Raw genomic sequence first — 17,583 nt, 5'->3', positions numbered from 1 at the left:
GAAGGCGGCATCTCGGGTCGGCGGCTTGTCGCATCGCATGTCGTCGCTGTTGCTGCTTGTCGGCGCTGTCGCATGCGTGTCCGCTGCGCCCGCGCATGCAGACGGTGCGGCCGACGCGGCGCTCGCGCGGCAGCACTGGGTGCTCAACTGCATGGGCTGCCACACGGCGACGGGCGGCGGCATTCCCGGCAAGGTTCCTCCGCTCGCGAACTCGCTCGGCTATTTCACGCATCTGCCGGCCGGGCGCGAATACGTGATGCGCGTGCCCGGCGCGTCGAACTCGGCGCTGTCGGATCAGGATCTGGCCGACGTACTCAACTGGGTGCTCACGACGATGAACCGCGATGCGCTGCCGCGCGACTTCAAGCCCTATACGGCCGCCGAAGTCGCCGCGCACCGCCGGCCTGCTTTTTCCGACGTCGCGACCGTGCGCGCCGGCCTCGTCCGCGCGTTGCAGGAACGCGGGATCGACGGCGTCACGGATCGCTACTGATCGACTCAATCAAGAAATCGAGGAGTGAACATGGAGACGAACGAAACATTCCCGTTGCTCGACGCAACCCGCGCGTTTCTCGCGAAGCCGAAGAAGATGTTGATCGGTGCCGAGTGGACCGACGCCGCGTCGGGCCGGCAGATCGACGTCGTGAACCCGGCCGACGGCACCGTGATCGCACGCGTTCCCGAAGCGGACGAACGCGACGTGCAGCAGGCCGTTGCCGCCGCGCGGCGCGCATTCGACGCGGGGCCGTGGCGCACCGCGAAGACCACCGACCGCGAGCGCCTGCTGCTCGAGCTCGCCGACCTGATCGAAGCCAATGCGCGCGAACTTGCCGAAATCGAATCGCTCGACAACGGCAAGCCGGTGATGGTCGCGCAAGGGCTCGACGTCGCGATGGCAGCGCAGTGCTTTCGCTACATGGCCGGCTGGGCGACGAAGATCGAAGGCAGCGTGATCGATGCGGGCATGCCGTACATGCCGGACAGCGAAGTCTTCACCTATACGCGCAAGGAGCCCGTCGGCGTCGTTGGCGCAATCATTCCGTGGAATTTCCCGCTGTTGATGGCGGCATGGAAGATCGCTCCCGCACTCGCAACCGGTTGCACCATCGTGCTGAAGCCCGCGGAAGATACGCCGCTGAGCGCGTTGCGGCTCGGTGAATTGATTCAGCAGGCCGGTTTCCCGGACGGCGTCGTCAATATCGTCACCGGTTACGGCCATACCGCCGGCGCCGCATTGTCGCGCGATCCGCGCATCGACAAGATCGCGTTCACCGGCTCGACGCAAACGGGCAAGACGATCGGCCACGCGGCGCTCGACAACATGACGCGGATGTCGCTCGAACTCGGCGGCAAGTCGCCGGTGATCGTGCTGCCCGACGTCGATCTCGACAAGGCCGCGCTGGGCGTTGCGAACGCGATCTTCTTCAACCAGGGGCAGGTGTGCACGGCCGGTTCGCGCGCATACATCCATGCGAAGGTGTTCGACGGCCTGATCGAACGCGTCGCGAAGATCGCCGCGAGCCTGAAGATCGGCCCGGGGATGGACCCGTCGACGCAGATCGGCCCGCTCGTATCGGCGAAGCAGCGCGAGCGCGTGTGCGGCTATATCGATTCGGGGTTCGAAGAAGGCGCACGCGCTGCCGCGGGCGGCCGTGCGATCGATGGCCCCGGCTTCTTCGTCGAGCCGACCGTGCTGGTCGATACGACGCAGGCGATGCGCGTCGTGCGCGAGGAGATCTTCGGGCCGGTGCTCGTCGCGATGCCGTTCGACGATGTCGACACGGCCGTGCGGCTCGCGAACGACACGCCGTATGGTCTCGGCGCGAGCATCTGGTCGAACGACCTTTCCGCGATTCACAAGCTCATCCCGCGTATTGCAGCCGGCACGGTGTGGGTCAACTGCCATTCGCTGCTCGACAACGCGATGCCGTTCGGCGGGATGAAGCAGTCGGGTTTCGGCCGTGAACTCGGTCGCGCGGTGATCGACCAGTACACGGAAAGCAAGTCGGTGATGATGAACTACGCGTAAGCGCAGATGCGAGCGTTGCCGGGGCGCCGGCAACGCTCGCGCCAACCGGCCGGCGCGTTCGGGCTCCGGCACACGGTCGCGACACGGATACGACGCATCAGGGGGGATGATCGATGAAGGATCTGACGACGCCGCGCAGGATCGCGGCGGCGGTGGCGGCGCTCGCCGTCACGCAGGGCGCGCATGCATTGAGCAGCGTCACGCTGTACGGCGATGTGGATACCGGCATCACGTACACGAACAACGTGCAGACGACCGGGGCCGACGGCGCGGTGCGCGGCGGGCATGCGTGGCAGATGACGGGCGGCGCGAGCGCGCCGTCGCGCATCGGCCTGACGGGCAGCGAGGATATCGGCGGCGGCACGGCCGTCACGTTCAAGCTCGAGAACAGCTTCTGGATGAACAACGGCAGCTTGCTGCAGACCGATACGCTGTTCAACCAGAATGCGTGGGTCGGCTTGTCGAACGATCGCTACGGGACGTTGACCGTCGGCCGGCAGTTCGACTCGTACACGACCACGCTCGCACCTTACGCATCGAGCGTTCCGTGGGCCACGCTGTTCGGCGCCCACATCGGCGACGTCGACAACCTCAACGCCGCACTCAACCTGAACAGCGCGGTGCAGTACGCGAGCCCCGTGATGGCGGGATTCTCGTTCAGCGGCACGTTTTCGTTCGGCGGTGTCGCCGGCGATTTTTCCCGGCAGCGCGGATGGGCGCTGGCCGCGAGCTACAACAACGCGCCATTTTCGTTCGGCGTCGGCGCGCTCGACCTGAATCATCCGCTCGACGCGGCGCTCGGCGGCGCGCGGGGTTATATCGGCGATTTCGCGTGCTCGAATCCGGCGGCGATGTATTGCAAGCTGCAGGATGCGCGCGCATTGAAAGCGATCGGCGCGGGCGGCTCGTATGCGATCGGGCCGGCGACGGTCGGTGTCGTCTACACGCATACGACGCTCGACGACAGCCGGTATTTCGCCGATGCCGCCCATCCGCACGGTGCCGATGCGCGCTTCGACATCGTCGAGGTCAACACGACGTTTTCGGTGACGCCGGCGTTCATGCTGGGTGCGGCCTATATCTACAACTCGATGAAGACGGATGCAAACGGCTCGCCGAAGTTTCATCAGGTCAACCTGGGCATGACCTATAACCTGTCGAAGCGGACGTCGCTCTATACGGTCGGCATTTTCCAGAAGGCGGCAGGTCGCGGGATCGGCATCGACCCGGCGACGGGCGGCGCGGCGAACTATGCGCAGATTCCGAACCTGCCGAATGCGACCGGCAGCCGGCAGCTGTCGGTGACGGTCGGGGTGAAGCATAACTTCTGAGTGGCCGGGGCGCGTGGCGGGCGCCGTGATCGATCTTTGTCTGAAGCGGGGCTTTGTACCGGCAGCGGCGCGGATCGTGTCCCCGAAAACGTCGATGCTGAAGCTCGTCGCGGCCGGGCGAGGTGTGGCGATCGTGCCGGAGCGGATGGCCAGTCTCGGGATCGACGGTGTCGTGTTCGTGCCGATTTCGGACGACGACGCAAAGTCGGTTTGCGCGCTGGTGTTGCCGGTCGAGCCGACGGTGCTGGCGGACGCGTTTGTGCGGGTGGTGAAGGGGGTTTCCGCGGAGGAATGACTGCCCGAATAAAAAAACGCCAGCCCGGCTGGGCTGGCGTTTCGCTTCGGGTATGACCGGTATCAGAACTGGTTCATCGTGTTGTCTTTACCCGCCGCCTTCAGCGCCGCTTCGCCGCTGAAATATTCCTTGTGGTCGTCGCCGATGTCCGAGCCGGACATGTTCTGGTGCTTCACGCAGGCGATGCCCTGGCGGATTTCCTTGCGCTGCACGCCAGCCACGTAACCGAGCATGCCCTGGTCGCCGAAGTATTCCTTGGCCAGGTTGTCGGTCGACAGCGCGGCGGTGTGGTACGTCGGCAGCGTGATCAGGTGGTGGAAGATACCGGCTTCGCGCGATGCATCTGCCTGGAACGTGCGGATCTTCTCGTCGGCGAGTGCCGCCAGTTCGGTCTGGTCGTATTCCACGCTCATCAGCTGCGCGCGATCGTATGCCGACACATCCTTGCCCTCGGCCTTCATCGCGTCGTACGCCTGCTGACGGAAATTCAGCGTCCAGTTGAACGACGGGCTGTTGTTGTACACCAGCTTCGCGTTCGGGATGACTTTGCGAATCTCGCTGACCATGCCGCCGATCTGCGCGATATGCGGTTTTTCGGTTTCGATCCACAGCAGGTCGGCGCCGTTTTGCAGTGCGGTGACGCAATCCAGCACGCAGCGCGCTTCGCCCGTGCCGGCGCGGAACTGGAACAGGTTGCTCGGCAGGCGCTTCGGACGCAGCAGCTTGCCGTCGCGCTTGATGACGACGTCACCGTTGCCCAGTTGGTCGGCCGACAGTTCTTCGCAATCGAGGAACGAGTTGTATTGATCGCCCAGGTCGCCCGGCGTGTTGGTCACGGCGATCTGCTTGGTCAGGCCGGCGCCCAGCGAGTCGGTACGGGCCACGATGATGCCGTCGTCCACGCCCAGTTCCAGGAACGCGTAGCGGATCGCGCGGATCTTCGCCAGGAAGTCCTCGTGCGGCACGGTGACCTTGCCGTCCTGGTGGCCGCACTGCTTCTCGTCGGACACCTGGTTTTCGATCTGGATGCAGCATGCGCCCGCTTCGATGAACTGCTTGGCCAGCAGGTACGTGGCTTCCGCGTTGCCGAAGCCCGCGTCGATGTCGGCGATGATCGGCACGACGTGCGTCACGTGGTTGTCGATTTTTTCCTGGATGGCGGCCTTCGCAGCGCCTTCGGCCGCGTCGAGTTCGCGGAACAGGCCGCCCAGTTCACGGGCGTCGGCCTGGCGCAGGAACGTGTACAGCTCGCGGATCAGCGCGCTGACGGAGGTTTTTTCGTGCATCGACTGGTCCGGCAGCGGGCCGAACTCGGAGCGCAGCGCGGCCACCATCCAGCCGGACAGGTAAAGGTAGCGGCGTTCGGTGCTGTTGAAGTGCTTCTTGATGGAGATCATCTTCTGCTGGCCGATGAAGCCGTGCCAGCAACCCAGCGACTGCGTGTACTTCGCCGGGTCGGCATCGTAGGCGGCCATGTCGGCGCGCATGATCTTGGCGGTGTACTTCGCGATGTCCAGACCCGTCTTGAACTTGTTCTGCGCACGCATGCGGGCGGCGTACTCGGGGCTGATGGCATTCCACGCGCTGCCGTGGTTTTCTTTCAAACCGGCAACTGCCTTGATGTCGTCTTGATACTGGGCCATGTCAATCTCCTGGGAGCAAAGCGCGTTTGAGTAAATGGTTGAGCGTGGCGCTCCGTATGTCGAAGCGAACTGCATGACTGAATAGTAACGCCGCCCGATGCGCTTTTGGGGATGTCTTATATAAGACATAAGACATAAATTTCTGTTATTTTTCAATGGGATACGTGGCGATTTTTGCGATGCAAAACAAGTTTTCAAGCGGCGAAAAAGAGATGCCGCGGGAATTCGACGTGGGTTCCGTAATGTGAAATAGCCTTTCGGCTGCTGGAGGAAGGGCAAGCACGATGGTTCGAGCAACGATGGCTCGCGGGATGATTGTGTAGCCGCCTGTTTCGACGAACGGACGGCTTTCCAACATGCGGCTCATCGCGCTGCGGAAGCCGCGAGGCTGACCTGTCCAATTCATCCGTGCGGCTCCAGCGCCCCGAGCCCGAAGCCGCATCGGTATCCCGCCGCTTCCGACAGAATCGAAAGCCTCGCGCCGCATGTGGACAAGCCGGTTTCTTCAAAAACACGCGCGAAAACCCCACCCATCAAGCCTCTACAAAAACCTAGTGGTTTCCACCCATAGTCGCAAATAGTCAAGAACAGGTCGCCGCCGGTCTTCTCGCGGCCAATATGGCTCGTTACTTTTACTCCCACGATGCAGGTCGGCGCACACCCGCGCACCGGCTGCCACGCGTCCCAACGGGAGGAACCGAACCATGAAGTCGACGAAGATCGCCGCGCTTGTCGCGGCCGTGCTGGCGACCGCCGCGTTCACGAACGCGGCGCGTGCCGAAACGGATGCCGCGACCTGCCGCACCGTGCGTTTCGCGGATATCGGCTGGACCGACATCACGTCGACCACGGCGCTCGCGTCGACCGTGTTCGAGGCGCTCGGCTACAAGCCGACCACGACGATCGCGTCGGTGCCGATCTCGTTCGCCGGCCTGAAGAGCAAGCAGCTCGACGTGTCGCTCGGCTACTGGTGGCCCGTGCAGCAGAAACAGCTCCAGCCGTTCCTCGACAGCAAGTCGATCAACGTCGTCGAAACGCCGAACCTGTCCGGCGCGAAGGCCACGCTCGCGGTGCCGAGCTACGAATACCAGGCCGGCCTGAAGACCTTCGAGGACATCGCGAAGCATCGCGCGGAACTCGACGGCAAGATCTACGGGATCGAGCCGGGCAGCAGCGCGAACGCGACGATCCAGAAGATGATCGACACGAACCAGTACGGGCTCGGCGGCTTCAAGCTGGTCGAATCGAGCGAGGCCGGGATGCTGGTGACGGTCGAGCGCGCGATCCGCGAGAAGAAATGGGTCGTATTTCTCGGCTGGGAGCCGCATCCGATGAACATCCAGCTCAGCATGAACTATCTGTCCGGCGGCGACGCGTCGTTCGGCCCGAACTACGGCGAAGCGCGCGTGTACACGCTGACGGCGCCCGACTTCATCGCGCGCTGCCCGAACGCGGGCAAGCTCGTCACGAACCTGCGCTTCTCGACGCAGCTCGAGAACCAGCTGATGCAGTCGGTGATGAACAAGACGAAGCCGGCCGACGCCGCGAAGGCCTACCTGAAGAAGAACCCGCAGGTGCTCGATCCGTGGCTCGCCGGCGTCAAGACGTTCGACGGCAAGGACGGCTTGCCGGCGGTCAAGGCGTATCTCGGCCTGTAATGGCCTGCACGTTGCACGACGCGTGCACCGATGAAACATCAGCAATGCGAAATAACCAGAGTCAAGCGAGGCAAACAGCATGAACCATGAAGTCATCGTGACCTGCGCCGTCACCGGCGCGGGCGATACGGTCGGCAAGCATCCGGCGATTCCGGTCACGCCGAAGGAGATCGCGGCCGCCGCGATCGAAGCCGCGAAGGCCGGTGCCACCGTCGCGCACTGCCACGTGCGCGACCCGCAGACGGGGCGCGGCAGCCGCGACCCGAACCTGTACCGCGAAGTGGTCGACCGCATCCGCTCGGCCGACGTCGACGTGATCATCAACCTGACGGCCGGCATGGGCGGCGATCTCGAGATCGGCCCGGGCGAAGACCCGATGCGTTTCGGCAAGGGCACCGATCTGGTCGGCGGCCTCACGCGACTCGCGCACGTCGAGGAGCTGCTGCCCGAGATCTGCACGCTCGACTGCGGCACGCTGAATTTCGGCGACGGCGACTACATCTACGTGTCGACGCCCGCGCAGTTGCGCGCCGGCGCGAAGCGCATCCAGGAGCTCGGCGTGAAGCCGGAGCTGGAGATCTTCGATACGGGCCATCTGTGGTTCGCGAAGCAGTTGCTGAAGGAAGGGCTGCTCGACGATCCGCCGCTGTTCCAGCTTTGCCTCGGCATTCCGTGGGGCGCGCCGGCCGATACGGGCACGATGAAGGCGATGGTCGACAACCTGCCGCCGGGCGCGCACTGGGCCGGCTTCGGGATCGGCCGCATGCAGATGCCGATGGTCGCGCAGGCGATGCTGCTCGGCGGCCACGTGCGCGTTGGCCTCGAAGACAACATCTGGCTCGACCGCGGCGTGCATGCGACCAACGGCACGCTCGTCGAGCGCGCACGCGAGATCGTCGAGCGGCTCGGCGGCCGCGTGCTGACGCCGGCCGAAGGCCGCCGCAAGCTCGGCTTGCCGGCGCGCGGCGAGCGTCCGCTCGAACGCCGCGCGATCGCCGAATTCGCGTGAGTTTTTTCGCTGACCGATACGACAGGGCGGCGCGCATGGGCGCGGCCGCCCACCGATTTCCCCTGATTCGAAGGATGCGTTGACATGGCTGTGAAGACCGACATCAAGACGTTCGCCGCCATCGGCACCGGCGTGATCGGCAGCGGGTGGATTTCCCGCGCGCTGGCCCACGGTTTGGACGTGGTTGTATGGGACCCCGCGCCGGGCGCGGAAGAGCGGCTGCGCGCGAACGTCGCTAATGCGTGGCCCGCGCTCGAACGCGTCGGCCTCGCGCCGGGCGCCGATCCCGCGCGGCTGCGGTTCGTGCCGACGATCGAAGCGTGCGTCGCCGATGCCGATTTCATCCAGGAAAGCGCGCCCGAGCGCGAGGCGTTGAAGCTCGAGCTGCACGAGCAGATCAGCCGCGCGGCGAAGCCCGACGCGATCATCGCGTCGTCGACATCGGGGCTGCTGCCGACGGATTTCTACGCGCGTGCGACGCATCCGGAGCGCTGCGTGGTCGGCCATCCGTTCAATCCGGTCTACCTGCTGCCGCTCGTCGAGGTGCTCGGCGGCGAGCGCACGTCGCCGGAAGCGGTCGAAGCGGCGATGCAGATCTATCGCAAGCTCGGCATGCGGCCGCTGCACGTGCGCAAGGAAGTGCCGGGCTTCATCGCGGACCGGCTGCTCGAAGCGCTGTGGCGCGAGGCGCTGCACCTGGTCAACGAAGGTGTCGCGACGACCGGCGAGATCGACGACGCGATCCGTTTCGGCGCGGGCATCCGCTGGTCGTTCATGGGCACGTTCCTGACCTACACGCTGGCGGGCGGCGACGCGGGCATGCGACACTTCATGCAGCAGTTCGGCCCTGCGCTCGAACTGCCGTGGACGAAGCTGGTCGCGCCGACGCTTACCGACGCGCTGATCGACAGCGTCGTCGAAGGCACGACCGAACAGCAGGGCACGCGCAGCATCAAGGAGCTCGAACGCTATCGCGACGAGTGCATCACCGAGGTGCTGAAGTCGATCGCCGCGGTGAAGGCGCGGCACGGGATGCGATTCGAGGACTAAAGGACAGGCGATGACGGGCGATACCCCGCTGACGATTTACCGCGACGTGGTGCGGCCCGAATGGGTCGACTACAACGGCCACCTGCGCGATGCGTTCTACCTGCTGATCTTCAGCTTCGCGACCGATGCGTTGCTGGATCGCATCGGGCTTGATGACGCCGCGCGTTGCGAGCGGGGCCGCTCGGTCTACACGCTCGAAGCGCACGTGAACTACCTGCACGAGATCAAGGAAGGCACGCAGGTGCGCGTCGATGCGCGCGTGCTCGCGCACGACGCGAAGCGGCTGCACCTGTATCTCGAACTGTTCGCGGATGGGCACGAGGACGCGGTATCGGCGAGCGAGCAGATGCTGCTGCACGTCGATACGCGCGACGGCGCGAAGTCGGCGCCGTTCGACGAAGACGTCGCCGCGCGCGTGGCCGAGCTTCATGCGTTGCAGCGCGATTGCGCGGCGCCTGCGTATGCGGGCCGCGTGATCGGGCTGCCGCCGCGCCGCTAGCGTCGATCTTCAAACGCGGAGCGCACGCGATGCTCGAACCGGAAATCGCGGCGTTCGTCGCAGCCGTCGACGCGTGGTATCCGGCCGACACGGCGGCGCGCTCGCCCGACGAGCAGCGCCGCCTCTACGACCGCTTCGCGGCCGAGTGGACACCGGCGGCCCTGCCGGCCGGCATCGTGCAGCAGGATGCCGTGTGGCACGCACCGGACGGACGCGCGATCGCGCTGCGGCGCTACACGGCCGCGCACGGCAAGCCGCGCGGCACGGTGCTGTTTTTTCATGGCGGCGGCTTCGTCGTCGGCTCGCTCGACAGTCACGCGCTGATCACCGCGCAACTGGCGGCCGACACGGGGCTCGACGTGATCGCGGTCGACTACCGGCTGGCGCCCGAACACCGCGCACCGGCTGCTCTTGAAGATTGCCTCGCCGTCACACGCGCCGCGCGCGATGCGCGCTGGCCGTTCGGGCCGTGCGCGTGGCCGCTGACGCTTGCGGGCGACAGCGCGGGCGGCATGCTCGCCGCGGCCGTCGCGACCGCGCTGCGCGATGCGGGCGAAGGCGGTATCGACGGTATCGCGCTCGTTTATCCGATGCTCGGGTTCGAACCGCAATCGCCCGCGCGCGAAACGGAAGCGCATGCGCCGATGCTGACGCTCGATGATGTCCATCGCTATCGCGCGCTGTATTGGGAAGGCGGCCTGTCCGACGCACTGACGGACGGCAACCCGCTGCTGCGCGCGTCGGTGCCGCTCGCGGCTTCGCGTTTCGATGGCCTGCCGCCCGTGCTCGCGATCGGCGCCGAGCACGATCCGCTGCGCGACGATGCGCGCGTGTACGTCGAACGGATTCGCGCGGCCGGCGGCACCGCGCGCTACTGGATGGGAGAGGGGCTGGTGCACGGCTGCTGGCGCGCGCTCGGGACGAGCCCGCAGGCGGCGCGGATGCACCGGACGGTCGGCGGGTTTCTGCTCGCACCACACGCGTAGCGGGCGTTTCCGGGAGGCAACGATGCAGGCAGCGCAACACCGTATCGAGGACTGGCGGACGTTTTCCGCCGACGCGGCCAACGCGGCCATTGCCGCGGTGGCAATCGGCGACGGAGCGGTGGACGTCGAGTGGAGCGACACGCGACGATCGCCGTTCCATTTCGACTGGCTGCGCGACAACTGCGCGTGTTCCGCGTGCGTGCATGCGGTCACACGCGAACAGGTGTTCGAGATCGCCGACGCGCGCGAGGATCTGTCGGCGCTCGCCGTGCACGTCGAAGCCGACGGCGCGCTGCATGTGGAGTGGAACGACGGGCATCGCAGCGCGTGGTCGCCGGGCTGGTTGCGCGCGCATGCATACGACGACGCGTCGCGCGCCGAGCGTCAGGCCGCGCACGGGCGGCACGTATGGGCCGGCGACGATGCGACGGCGATCGGCGTGTTCGCGTGGCGCGACGTGATGCAGGACGACGGCGCATTGCTCGCGTGGCTCGCCGCGTTGCAGCGCACCGGGTTGACGCTCGTCGAAGGCGTGCCGGCCGAGCGCGGCCGCGTCGACGAGATCGCGCGCCGCGTCGGCCTGATCCGCGAAAGCAATTTCGGTGTGCTGTTCGACGTCGAATCGAAGCCGCGCCCGGACAGCAATGCGTATACGTCGCTCAACCTGCCGCCGCACACCGACCTGCCGACGCGCGAGTTGCAGCCGGGCGTGCAGTTCCTGCATTGCCTCGCGAACGACGCGACGGGCGGCGACAGCGTATTCCTCGACGGGTTCGCGCTTGCGGATGCGCTGCGGCGCGAGCATCCGGCCGATTTCGAGCAGCTTGCGTCGACGCCGTTCGAGTTCTGGAACAAGAGTGCGAACAGCGACTACCGCTGTTCGGCACCGGTGATCGGGCTCGATGCGCGCGGCAACGTGACCGAGGTGCGTGTCGCGAACTTCCTGCGCGGGCCGCTCGATGCGCCGGCCGGATCGGTCACGGCCGTCTATCGCGCGTACCGGCGGTTTCTCGCGCTCGCGCGCGAGCCGCGCTTTCGCGTGCAGCGCCGGCTGCGGGCGGGCGACATGTGGGCGTTCGACAACCGGCGTGTGCTGCATGCGCGCACCGAGTTCGATCCGTCGACCGGCCGCCGGCATCTGCAGGGCTGCTATGTCGATCGCGACGAATTGCTGTCGCGGTGGCGCGTGTTGTCGCGGTCGGTGCCTGCCGCGGCCGTGCCGCGCTGACCGGCGGCGTACACGGCTTCATCTCGCACACATGCATGTGCAGACGAAAAAGCGCCCGGACGCAAAGCGTCCGGGCGAAGCCACCCGCTGCCGGGCGGCGGAGGTATGCGTTTCATAAAAATAAGACGAGCCCCGCGAAGGGGCTCGTCCGGATACGGCTTCATCGCGCGGCGCGCGGCGCCCGCCGGGGGCGCATCGGCTTACTGGCCGAAGAAGATCGAATCGCGTGCGTTCGACGACGCTGCGGCAGCCGGGGCGCCCGAGTGGACGAGCGGGGCCGGTTGCGCGCCGTAGCCGCTGGCGTCGGCGCCATGAACGCGCGCTTCGGCGCTCTGGATGTCGTTCGGGTAGTACGGGCTCGACACGCCCGGTTTGTAGCCGGCTTGTTCGAGCTGGACCAGTTCATTCTTCACTTGCGCGCGGGTCACGGTGCTTTGGGCGAATGCGCCGAACGAAGCGGACAGGGCGGCAGCGGCAACGACTGCGGAAACGAGCGATTTCATGATGACCTCCGGTGTTTTATTGAGTTCGCTGTCGACACCATGTCTTAAGCGATTGATCAAATCTTAGTCATCGGATGGTTGAGGGTAAACGCTGATTTTGACGATAAATTGTTTTCTGAGCGGTAACAATGGGGCGCCGAATCAGTCTTTCAACCGGCTTTCTTTTCGGTTGATGTAATAAGTATGAAGAATGTTGCGGATCGCGACGCGCGGTTCAGCGCGCTTCGGCCGCCGTGTCGAACGGCCGGCCCGGCGAACGCCCGGCCGGCGCGCCCGAGCTGAGGAAGCGCACGCCGGTCGCGGCTTCCGATGCTTCCCACAGCAGCGCAGCCGAAGCCACGTCGCGTGCCGCGCGCGGCACGCTCGCGGGCGCCGGCAGCCCGCGCGATTCGAACCAGCCGGACGGCCCGATATACGCACCGCCGGCGAGATCGGGTGAGGTCGCCGCGTGGATCGCGGGCAGCGCGCCCTGGTCGGCCGGTTGCGCGAGATAACGGTTCGCGGCACGCGTCAGCGCGGCGCGGGCGGGCGAACTGTCCATCGCCGGGCCCGCGAACTGCAGGTTGGTCGCCGCATAGCCGGGATGCGCGGCGACGCTGATCCCGGCGAACGCGGCGCGCTCGAAGCGGCGCTGCAGTTCGATCGCGAACACGAGGTTCGCGAGCTTGCTGTCGCAATAGGCGAGATAACGGTTGTAGCGATGCTCGGCGCGCAGGTCGTCGACGCGAATCCGGCCGCCGCGATTGAAGCCGCTCGACATCGTCACGACGCGTGCGCGTCGCGCGGCGCTCAGCGCGGGCAGCAAATGGCCGGTCAGCGCGAAATGGCCGAGGTGGTTGGTGCCGAACTGCATCTCGAAGCCGTCGCGCGTGTGCCGCAGCGGCAGGAACATCACGCCGGCGTTGTTGCAGAGGATGTCGACGCGGCCGTGGCGTTCGGACACGTCGGCCGCGAAGCGTTCGATCGACGCGAGATCGGCGAGGTCGAGCGCATCGACTTCGACGCGCGCATCGGGATGGAGCCGGCGGATCGCATCGACGGCCTGCGCGGCGCGTGCGGCGTCGCGGCAGCCCATCACGACGGTCGCGCCTTTTGCGGCCAGCGTTTCCGCGAGCTGCCAGCCGAGGCCGCTGTTGGCGCCGGTCACGACCGCGACCTTGCCGCCCTGCGCCGGGACGTGGCGCGCGCTCCATGCATGCATGTCTGCCTCCATCGGCGCGACCGGTCGGCCGCGGCACGTAATCGTTACATTGAGTGGTGTAACGATAGTGCGCGCGAGCGTGGCAGACAAGCGGGGGAATTAGACCGGCGCTTCTAGGGCCGGCGCGCGGCGTGGTGCAGCGGGCCGCGGTACGCGGCTGGCAGGATTTACCTGCCCCCGGCGAGGCCGAGCACTTCGGCGGCGGAGATCATCGCGGCCGCGTTCGCGGGTGCCGGGCGTTCGGCCGGGCGGAAGACTTCGTCGCCGCGATGGATGACCTGGCGCGACAATGCGCAGGTGCCGGTGCGTTGCGCGAAGCGGCGGCGCCAGCGCTGTTCGCCGTAGTGACAGCGGCCGGGTTCGACCCAGCGGACGACGAGCAGCGTATCGGACTGTTCGAGGATTTCGACGTGGACGTCGGGGGGATCGAGCACAGGCAGGGATTGGGAGGCCTTCATTTTGCCGTTTCCTAAAGCTCGTGCGGTTCGGTCGTGGCAGTGGATGTCACTACCCGATGGCGAATCCGTAGCGGGTTCCATGAGTGGTGCGCTAAATGTAAGCGTCTGTGACCGGAAAAAACATCCTGTCTGGCTCAAATTACCTTTTGCCGATTTAGAAACAATCCACGCTCATTTTTCTGGGGATCCACGGACAAAAACGCCCCGGACGAAAAGTCCGGGGCGGGAAATCGGCCCGCGCGCCGTGTCTGCTCGCCCAGACACGGAGTACATCGCCGGGGGACGGAGTGCCCGCAGGGATCGAACGCGGGCGGGGTGGCGATGTACCGGAAGCGCGGTCCGGCAACGCCATGATGGCGCGCGCATCCCGTTAAGACCCTGACGTGTACATGACTTTTTTGTCAGTTTGGCGCGGCAGCCGCGCCGCGCGTGCGCGAAAACCCGGCTGAGAGGCCCGCCGGCATTGGGTTTGAGCGAATCCGAAAGCGCGCAGCCATGGCCGGTCGAGCGCCGCATTCTTGTCCACCCGCCGGATTTGCCCGCTCGGGTAAATACTGAATCCCAAATTCGTGACAAACGGGCGATCACTTCCTATCATTGGTTGGACCTTTAGTCCTTTGTGCCAATCGGCCGACTGGTGGCCGGCTTTTCCGGGAGAAGCACTCATGAGATTGCAGGGCAAGCGTGCGCTGGTGACGGCGGCCGGGCAGGGCATCGGCCGCGCGACCGCGCTGCGGTTCGCAAGCGAGGGCGCCGATGTGCTGGCGACCGATATCAACGAAGCCGCGCTCGCGCGGCTCGCGGCCGACGCCGAACGCGCGGGCGGCCGGCTGACCACGCGGCGGCTCGACGTCACCGATGCGAACGACGTCGCCGCGCTCGCCGCGAGCGAACGCGCGTTCGACGTGCTGTTCAACTGCGCGGGCTACGTGCATCACGGCTCGATCCTCGACTGCGACGACGACGCGTGGGCGTTTTCGCTGAACCTGAACGTCACGTCGATGTACCGGCTGATCCGCACGCTGCTGCCCGCGATGCTCGCGGCGGGCGGCGCGTCGATCGTCAACATGTCGTCGGCCGCGTCGAGTGTGAAGGGCGTGCCGAACCGCTTCGTGTACGGCACCACCAAGGCGGCCGTGATCGGCCTGACCAAGGCGGTGGCCGCCGATTTCGTCGGTCAACGCATTCGTTGCAACGCGATCTGCCCCGGCACGGTCGAGTCGCCTTCGCTCGAGGCCCGTATTGCCGAGCAGGCGCGGACGCAGAACACGACCATCGACGCGGTGCGCGCCGCCTTTGTCGCGCGCCAGCCGATGGGGCGCGTCGGTACGGCGGACGAGATTGCCGCGCTGGCAACCTATCTGGCATCCGACGAGTCCGCATTTACCACCGGCGCCATTCACCTGATCGACGGCGGCTGGTCAAACTGACCGTGTCTAACCGACCGTGTCGAACTAACCGCGCCTTCCCATTCACGTTCCGTTTCCATTCAGACAACCCCATGAAACTGCTGAGATTTGGCGACAAACACCATGAAAAACCGGGCCTGCTCGATGCGCAGGGCCACATCCGCGACCTGTCCGGCGTGATCGACGACATCGCCGGTGACGCGCTGTCGCCGGCCTCGCTCGCGCGGCTGCGCGACATTCCGCCGTCGTCGCTGCCGCTCGTTGAAGGCACGCCGCGGCTCGGCGCGTGCGTCGGCCGCGTCGGCAAGTTCATCTGCATCGGGCTCAACTATTCCGATCACGCGGCCGAATCGGGGATGGAGGTGCCGAAGGAGCCCGTCGTGTTCGGCAAGTGGACGAGCGCGATCTCGGGGCCGAACGACGACGTCGAGATTCCGCGCGGCTCGGAAAAGACCGACTGGGAAGTCGAGCTCGGCGTGGTGATCGGCCGGGGCGGCCGCTATATCGACGAAGCCGACGCGCTGTCGCACGTTGCCGGCTACTGCGTCGTGAACGACGTGTCGGAGCGCGAATACCAGCTCGAACGCGGCGGCACGTGGGACAAGGGCAAGGGCAACGATACGTTCGGGCCGCTCGGCCCGTGGCTCGTGACGGCCGACGAAGTGCCCGATCCGCACGCGCTGCGGCTGTGGCTCGACGTCGACGGCCATCGCTACCAGAACGGCTCGACCGCGACGATGGTGTTCCGCGTGCCGCACCTGATCAGCTACCTGAGCCGCTTCATGAGCCTGCAGCCGGGCGACGTGATTTCCACCGGCACGCCGCCGGGCGTCGGCCTCGGGCAGAAACCGCCCGTCTATCTGCGCGCCGGGCAGGTGATCACGCTCGGCATCGACGGGCTCGGCGAGCAGCGCCAGCGCACCGTGCAGGCCTGATTTCCTTTAATGGACGGTTCGTCATGCCTATCATTCGATCGATGCGCGTCCTCGACGTGCGCTTTCCGACCTCGCAGCAGCTCGACGGCTCCGATGCGATGAATCCGGACCCCGATTATTCGGCGGCCTACGTCGTGCTCGAAACCGACCGCGACGGGCTCGAAGGTCACGGGCTCACGTTCACCATCGGGCGCGGCAACGAAATCTGCTGCGCGGCGATCGACGCGATGCGCCACCTCGTCGTCGGCCTCGACCTCGACTGGATCCGCGAGGACATGGGCCGCTTCTGGCGGCACGTCACGTCGGACAGCCAGTTGCGCTGGATCGGCCCCGACAAGGGCGCGATCCATCTGGCGACGGGTGCCGTCGTCAACGCGGTGTGGGATCTGTGGGCGAAGGCGGTGGGCAAGCCGCTGTGGCGGCTCGTCGCCGACATGAGCCCCGAGGAGCTGGTGCGCACGATCGACTTCCGCTACCTGACCGACTGCCTGACGCCGGACGAAGCGCTCGACCTGCTGCGCCGGCAGGCGCCCGGCAAGGCCGCGCGGATCGCGACGCTGGAGCGCGACGGCTACCCGTGCTACACGACGTCGGCCGGCTGGCTCGGCTACAGCGACGACAAGCTGCGCCGGCTGTGCCGCGAGGCCGTCGACGCGGGGTTCGACTACGTGAAGCTGAAGGTCGGCGCGAATCTCGAGGACGACATCCGCCGCGTGACGATTGCGCGCGAAGTGATCGGCCCGGATCGCAAGCTGATGATCGACGCGAACCAGGTGTGGGAAGTCGACGAGGCGATCGACTGGGTGCGCGAGCTCGCGTTCGCGCGGCCGTGGTTCATCGAGGAGCCGACGAGCCCCGACGACGTCGAAGGGCATCGCAAGATCCGCAAGGCGATCGCGCCCGTGCAGGTCGCGACCGGCGAGATGTGCCAGAACCGCGTGCTGTTCAAGCAGTTCATCGCGCGCGGCGCGATCGACGTCGTGCAGATCGACGCGTGCCGCCTCGGCGGCGTGAACGAGATTCTCGCGGTGATGCTGATGGCCGCGAAGTACGGGCTGCCGGTGTGCCCGCATGCGGGCGGCGTCGGGCTGTGCGAATACGTGCAGCACCTGTCGATGATCGACTACGTGTGCATTTCCGGCACGAAGGAAGGGCGCGTGACCGAATACGTCGATCACCTGCACGAGCATTTCGTCGAGCCGTGCGTGGTGCGCGGCGCGGCGTACATGCCGCCGACGGCGCCCGGTTTCTCGATCGAGATGAAGCCCGAATCGCTGGAGCAGTACCTGTTCCGCGGCTGAAGTACGGCGACGCACGACGTGCATCGTGCGCGGCGACAACATGAACGA

Annotated in this window: 18 protein-coding genes; 13 read left to right on the top strand and 5 right to left on the bottom strand. The window is 66.3% G+C overall.

What is annotated here, in order from left to right:
• The first annotated feature begins 37 nt into the window (after positions 1–37).
• The 4 genes from MRS60_RS23570 to MRS60_RS23555 all read left to right on the top strand — a co-directional run bounded on the left by MRS60_RS23570 (position 38) and on the right by MRS60_RS23555 (position 3,655).
• The gene (locus MRS60_RS23570; RefSeq protein ID WP_432207860.1) at positions 38–493 is read left to right on the top strand and encodes a c-type cytochrome; all 456 of its coding nucleotides are present in this window, start codon (positions 38–40) and stop codon (positions 491–493) included.
• Positions 494–523: 30 nt separating this feature from the next.
• Positions 524–2,029 (top strand): aldehyde dehydrogenase family protein, encoded by a 1,506-nt coding sequence (locus MRS60_RS23565; protein ID WP_217590268.1) that lies wholly within the window; start codon positions 524–526, stop codon positions 2,027–2,029.
• A gap of 113 nt (positions 2,030–2,142) precedes the next feature.
• Complete coding sequence (locus tag MRS60_RS23560) at positions 2,143–3,360, top strand: porin (protein ID WP_243566806.1); 1,218 nt, start codon at positions 2,143–2,145, stop codon at positions 3,358–3,360.
• A gap of 13 nt (positions 3,361–3,373) precedes the next feature.
• A complete protein-coding gene (locus tag MRS60_RS23555; RefSeq protein WP_347814849.1) occupies positions 3,374–3,655 on the top strand; it encodes a LysR substrate-binding domain-containing protein in 282 nt (93 codons plus the stop codon).
• A 62-nt stretch (positions 3,656–3,717) separates the two neighbouring features.
• Here the strand turns inward: MRS60_RS23555 and MRS60_RS23550 are convergent, their stop codons facing one another.
• Together MRS60_RS23550 and MRS60_RS23545 are read right to left on the bottom strand one after the other, a co-directional pair.
• On the bottom strand, positions 3,718–5,298 hold the full coding sequence (locus MRS60_RS23550) for an isocitrate lyase (RefSeq protein ID WP_034180719.1): 1,581 nt from the start codon (positions 5,296–5,298) through the stop codon (positions 3,718–3,720).
• Between the two features lie 145 nt (positions 5,299–5,443).
• Complete coding sequence (locus tag MRS60_RS23545; RefSeq protein ID WP_243566804.1) at positions 5,444–5,704, bottom strand: hypothetical protein; 261 nt, start codon at positions 5,702–5,704, stop codon at positions 5,444–5,446.
• A 298-nt stretch (positions 5,705–6,002) separates the two neighbouring features.
• Between MRS60_RS23545 and MRS60_RS23540 the strand changes: the two genes are divergently transcribed.
• The 6 genes from MRS60_RS23540 to MRS60_RS23515 all read left to right on the top strand — a co-directional run bounded on the left by MRS60_RS23540 (position 6,003) and on the right by MRS60_RS23515 (position 11,728).
• Positions 6,003–6,956, top strand: a complete 954-nt coding sequence (locus MRS60_RS23540; protein ID WP_072441929.1) for a choline ABC transporter substrate-binding protein — start codon at positions 6,003–6,005, stop codon at positions 6,954–6,956.
• A gap of 79 nt (positions 6,957–7,035) precedes the next feature.
• Complete coding sequence (locus MRS60_RS23535; protein WP_174417569.1) at positions 7,036–7,965, top strand: 3-keto-5-aminohexanoate cleavage protein; 930 nt, start codon at positions 7,036–7,038, stop codon at positions 7,963–7,965.
• An 84-nt stretch (positions 7,966–8,049) separates the two neighbouring features.
• Positions 8,050–9,015: an L-carnitine dehydrogenase gene (locus tag MRS60_RS23530; RefSeq protein WP_243566803.1), complete on the top strand. Its 966-nt coding sequence runs from the start codon at positions 8,050–8,052 to the stop codon at positions 9,013–9,015.
• A gap of 10 nt (positions 9,016–9,025) precedes the next feature.
• Positions 9,026–9,514, top strand: coding sequence for a thioesterase family protein (locus MRS60_RS23525; protein ID WP_243566802.1), 489 nt, complete (start codon positions 9,026–9,028; stop codon positions 9,512–9,514).
• A gap of 29 nt (positions 9,515–9,543) precedes the next feature.
• Positions 9,544–10,500 carry an alpha/beta hydrolase gene (locus MRS60_RS23520; RefSeq protein WP_243566801.1) on the top strand — a complete coding sequence of 319 codons (957 nt, stop codon included), beginning with the start codon at positions 9,544–9,546 and terminating at the stop codon, positions 10,498–10,500.
• Between the two features lie 22 nt (positions 10,501–10,522).
• Positions 10,523–11,728 (top strand): TauD/TfdA family dioxygenase, encoded by a 1,206-nt coding sequence (locus MRS60_RS23515; protein WP_217591234.1) that lies wholly within the window; start codon positions 10,523–10,525, stop codon positions 11,726–11,728.
• A gap of 200 nt (positions 11,729–11,928) precedes the next feature.
• On the opposite strand, the gene MRS60_RS23510 is transcribed toward MRS60_RS23515, so the two are convergent.
• The 3 genes from MRS60_RS23510 to MRS60_RS23500 form a co-directional block, all read right to left on the bottom strand.
• Positions 11,929–12,231: a DUF4148 domain-containing protein gene (locus MRS60_RS23510; protein WP_034180712.1), complete on the bottom strand. Its 303-nt coding sequence runs from the start codon at positions 12,229–12,231 to the stop codon at positions 11,929–11,931.
• Positions 12,232–12,445: 214 nt separating this feature from the next.
• Entirely contained in the window at positions 12,446–13,432 is a 987-nt protein-coding gene (locus MRS60_RS23505) for an oxidoreductase (RefSeq protein ID WP_243566800.1), read from the bottom strand.
• A 167-nt stretch (positions 13,433–13,599) separates the two neighbouring features.
• A complete protein-coding gene (locus tag MRS60_RS23500) occupies positions 13,600–13,890 on the bottom strand; it encodes a DUF3331 domain-containing protein (protein WP_034180711.1) in 291 nt (96 codons plus the stop codon).
• Positions 13,891–14,555: 665 nt separating this feature from the next.
• On the opposite strand from MRS60_RS23500, the gene MRS60_RS23495 reads away from it, so the two are divergent.
• The 3 genes from MRS60_RS23495 to MRS60_RS23485 all read left to right on the top strand — a co-directional run bounded on the left by MRS60_RS23495 (position 14,556) and on the right by MRS60_RS23485 (position 17,535).
• Positions 14,556–15,320: an SDR family oxidoreductase gene (locus tag MRS60_RS23495; protein WP_105391675.1), complete on the top strand. Its 765-nt coding sequence runs from the start codon at positions 14,556–14,558 to the stop codon at positions 15,318–15,320.
• A gap of 71 nt (positions 15,321–15,391) precedes the next feature.
• Entirely contained in the window at positions 15,392–16,234 is an 843-nt protein-coding gene (locus MRS60_RS23490; RefSeq protein WP_065501325.1) for an ureidoglycolate lyase, read from the top strand.
• Positions 16,235–16,257: 23 nt separating this feature from the next.
• Entirely contained in the window at positions 16,258–17,535 is a 1,278-nt protein-coding gene (locus MRS60_RS23485) for an L-fuconate dehydratase (RefSeq protein ID WP_243566799.1), read from the top strand.
• The last annotated feature ends 48 nt before the right edge of the window (positions 17,536–17,583 follow it).

This window comes from Burkholderia pyrrocinia, from assembly GCF_022809715.1.
Classification (GTDB): domain Bacteria; phylum Pseudomonadota; class Gammaproteobacteria; order Burkholderiales; family Burkholderiaceae; genus Burkholderia; species Burkholderia pyrrocinia_C.
The sequence above is the reverse complement of the archived record's forward strand: the minus strand, read 5'-3'. Positions and strand labels throughout refer to the sequence as shown.

Coding starts and splice junctions, on each gene's coding strand:
- MRS60_RS23570 (WP_432207860.1), top strand. CDS start 38: ATGTCGTCGCTGTTGCTGCTTGTCGGCGCTGTCGCATGCGTGTCCGCT.
- MRS60_RS23565 (WP_217590268.1), top strand. CDS start 524: ATGGAGACGAACGAAACATTCCCGTTGCTCGACGCAACCCGCGCGTTT.
- MRS60_RS23560 (WP_243566806.1), top strand. CDS start 2,143: ATGAAGGATCTGACGACGCCGCGCAGGATCGCGGCGGCGGTGGCGGCG.
- MRS60_RS23550 (WP_034180719.1), bottom strand. CDS start 5,298: ATGGCCCAGTATCAAGACGACATCAAGGCAGTTGCCGGTTTGAAAGAA.
- MRS60_RS23545 (WP_243566804.1), bottom strand. CDS start 5,704: ATGAATTGGACAGGTCAGCCTCGCGGCTTCCGCAGCGCGATGAGCCGC.
- MRS60_RS23540 (WP_072441929.1), top strand. CDS start 6,003: ATGAAGTCGACGAAGATCGCCGCGCTTGTCGCGGCCGTGCTGGCGACC.
- MRS60_RS23535 (WP_174417569.1), top strand. CDS start 7,036: ATGAACCATGAAGTCATCGTGACCTGCGCCGTCACCGGCGCGGGCGAT.
- MRS60_RS23530 (WP_243566803.1), top strand. CDS start 8,050: ATGGCTGTGAAGACCGACATCAAGACGTTCGCCGCCATCGGCACCGGC.
- MRS60_RS23525 (WP_243566802.1), top strand. CDS start 9,026: ATGACGGGCGATACCCCGCTGACGATTTACCGCGACGTGGTGCGGCCC.
- MRS60_RS23520 (WP_243566801.1), top strand. CDS start 9,544: ATGCTCGAACCGGAAATCGCGGCGTTCGTCGCAGCCGTCGACGCGTGG.
- MRS60_RS23515 (WP_217591234.1), top strand. CDS start 10,523: ATGCAGGCAGCGCAACACCGTATCGAGGACTGGCGGACGTTTTCCGCC.
- MRS60_RS23510 (WP_034180712.1), bottom strand. CDS start 12,231: ATGAAATCGCTCGTTTCCGCAGTCGTTGCCGCTGCCGCCCTGTCCGCT.
- MRS60_RS23505 (WP_243566800.1), bottom strand. CDS start 13,432: ATGCATGCATGGAGCGCGCGCCACGTCCCGGCGCAGGGCGGCAAGGTC.
- MRS60_RS23500 (WP_034180711.1), bottom strand. CDS start 13,890: ATGAAGGCCTCCCAATCCCTGCCTGTGCTCGATCCCCCCGACGTCCAC.
- MRS60_RS23495 (WP_105391675.1), top strand. CDS start 14,556: ATGAGATTGCAGGGCAAGCGTGCGCTGGTGACGGCGGCCGGGCAGGGC.
- MRS60_RS23490 (WP_065501325.1), top strand. CDS start 15,392: ATGAAACTGCTGAGATTTGGCGACAAACACCATGAAAAACCGGGCCTG.
- MRS60_RS23485 (WP_243566799.1), top strand. CDS start 16,258: ATGCCTATCATTCGATCGATGCGCGTCCTCGACGTGCGCTTTCCGACC.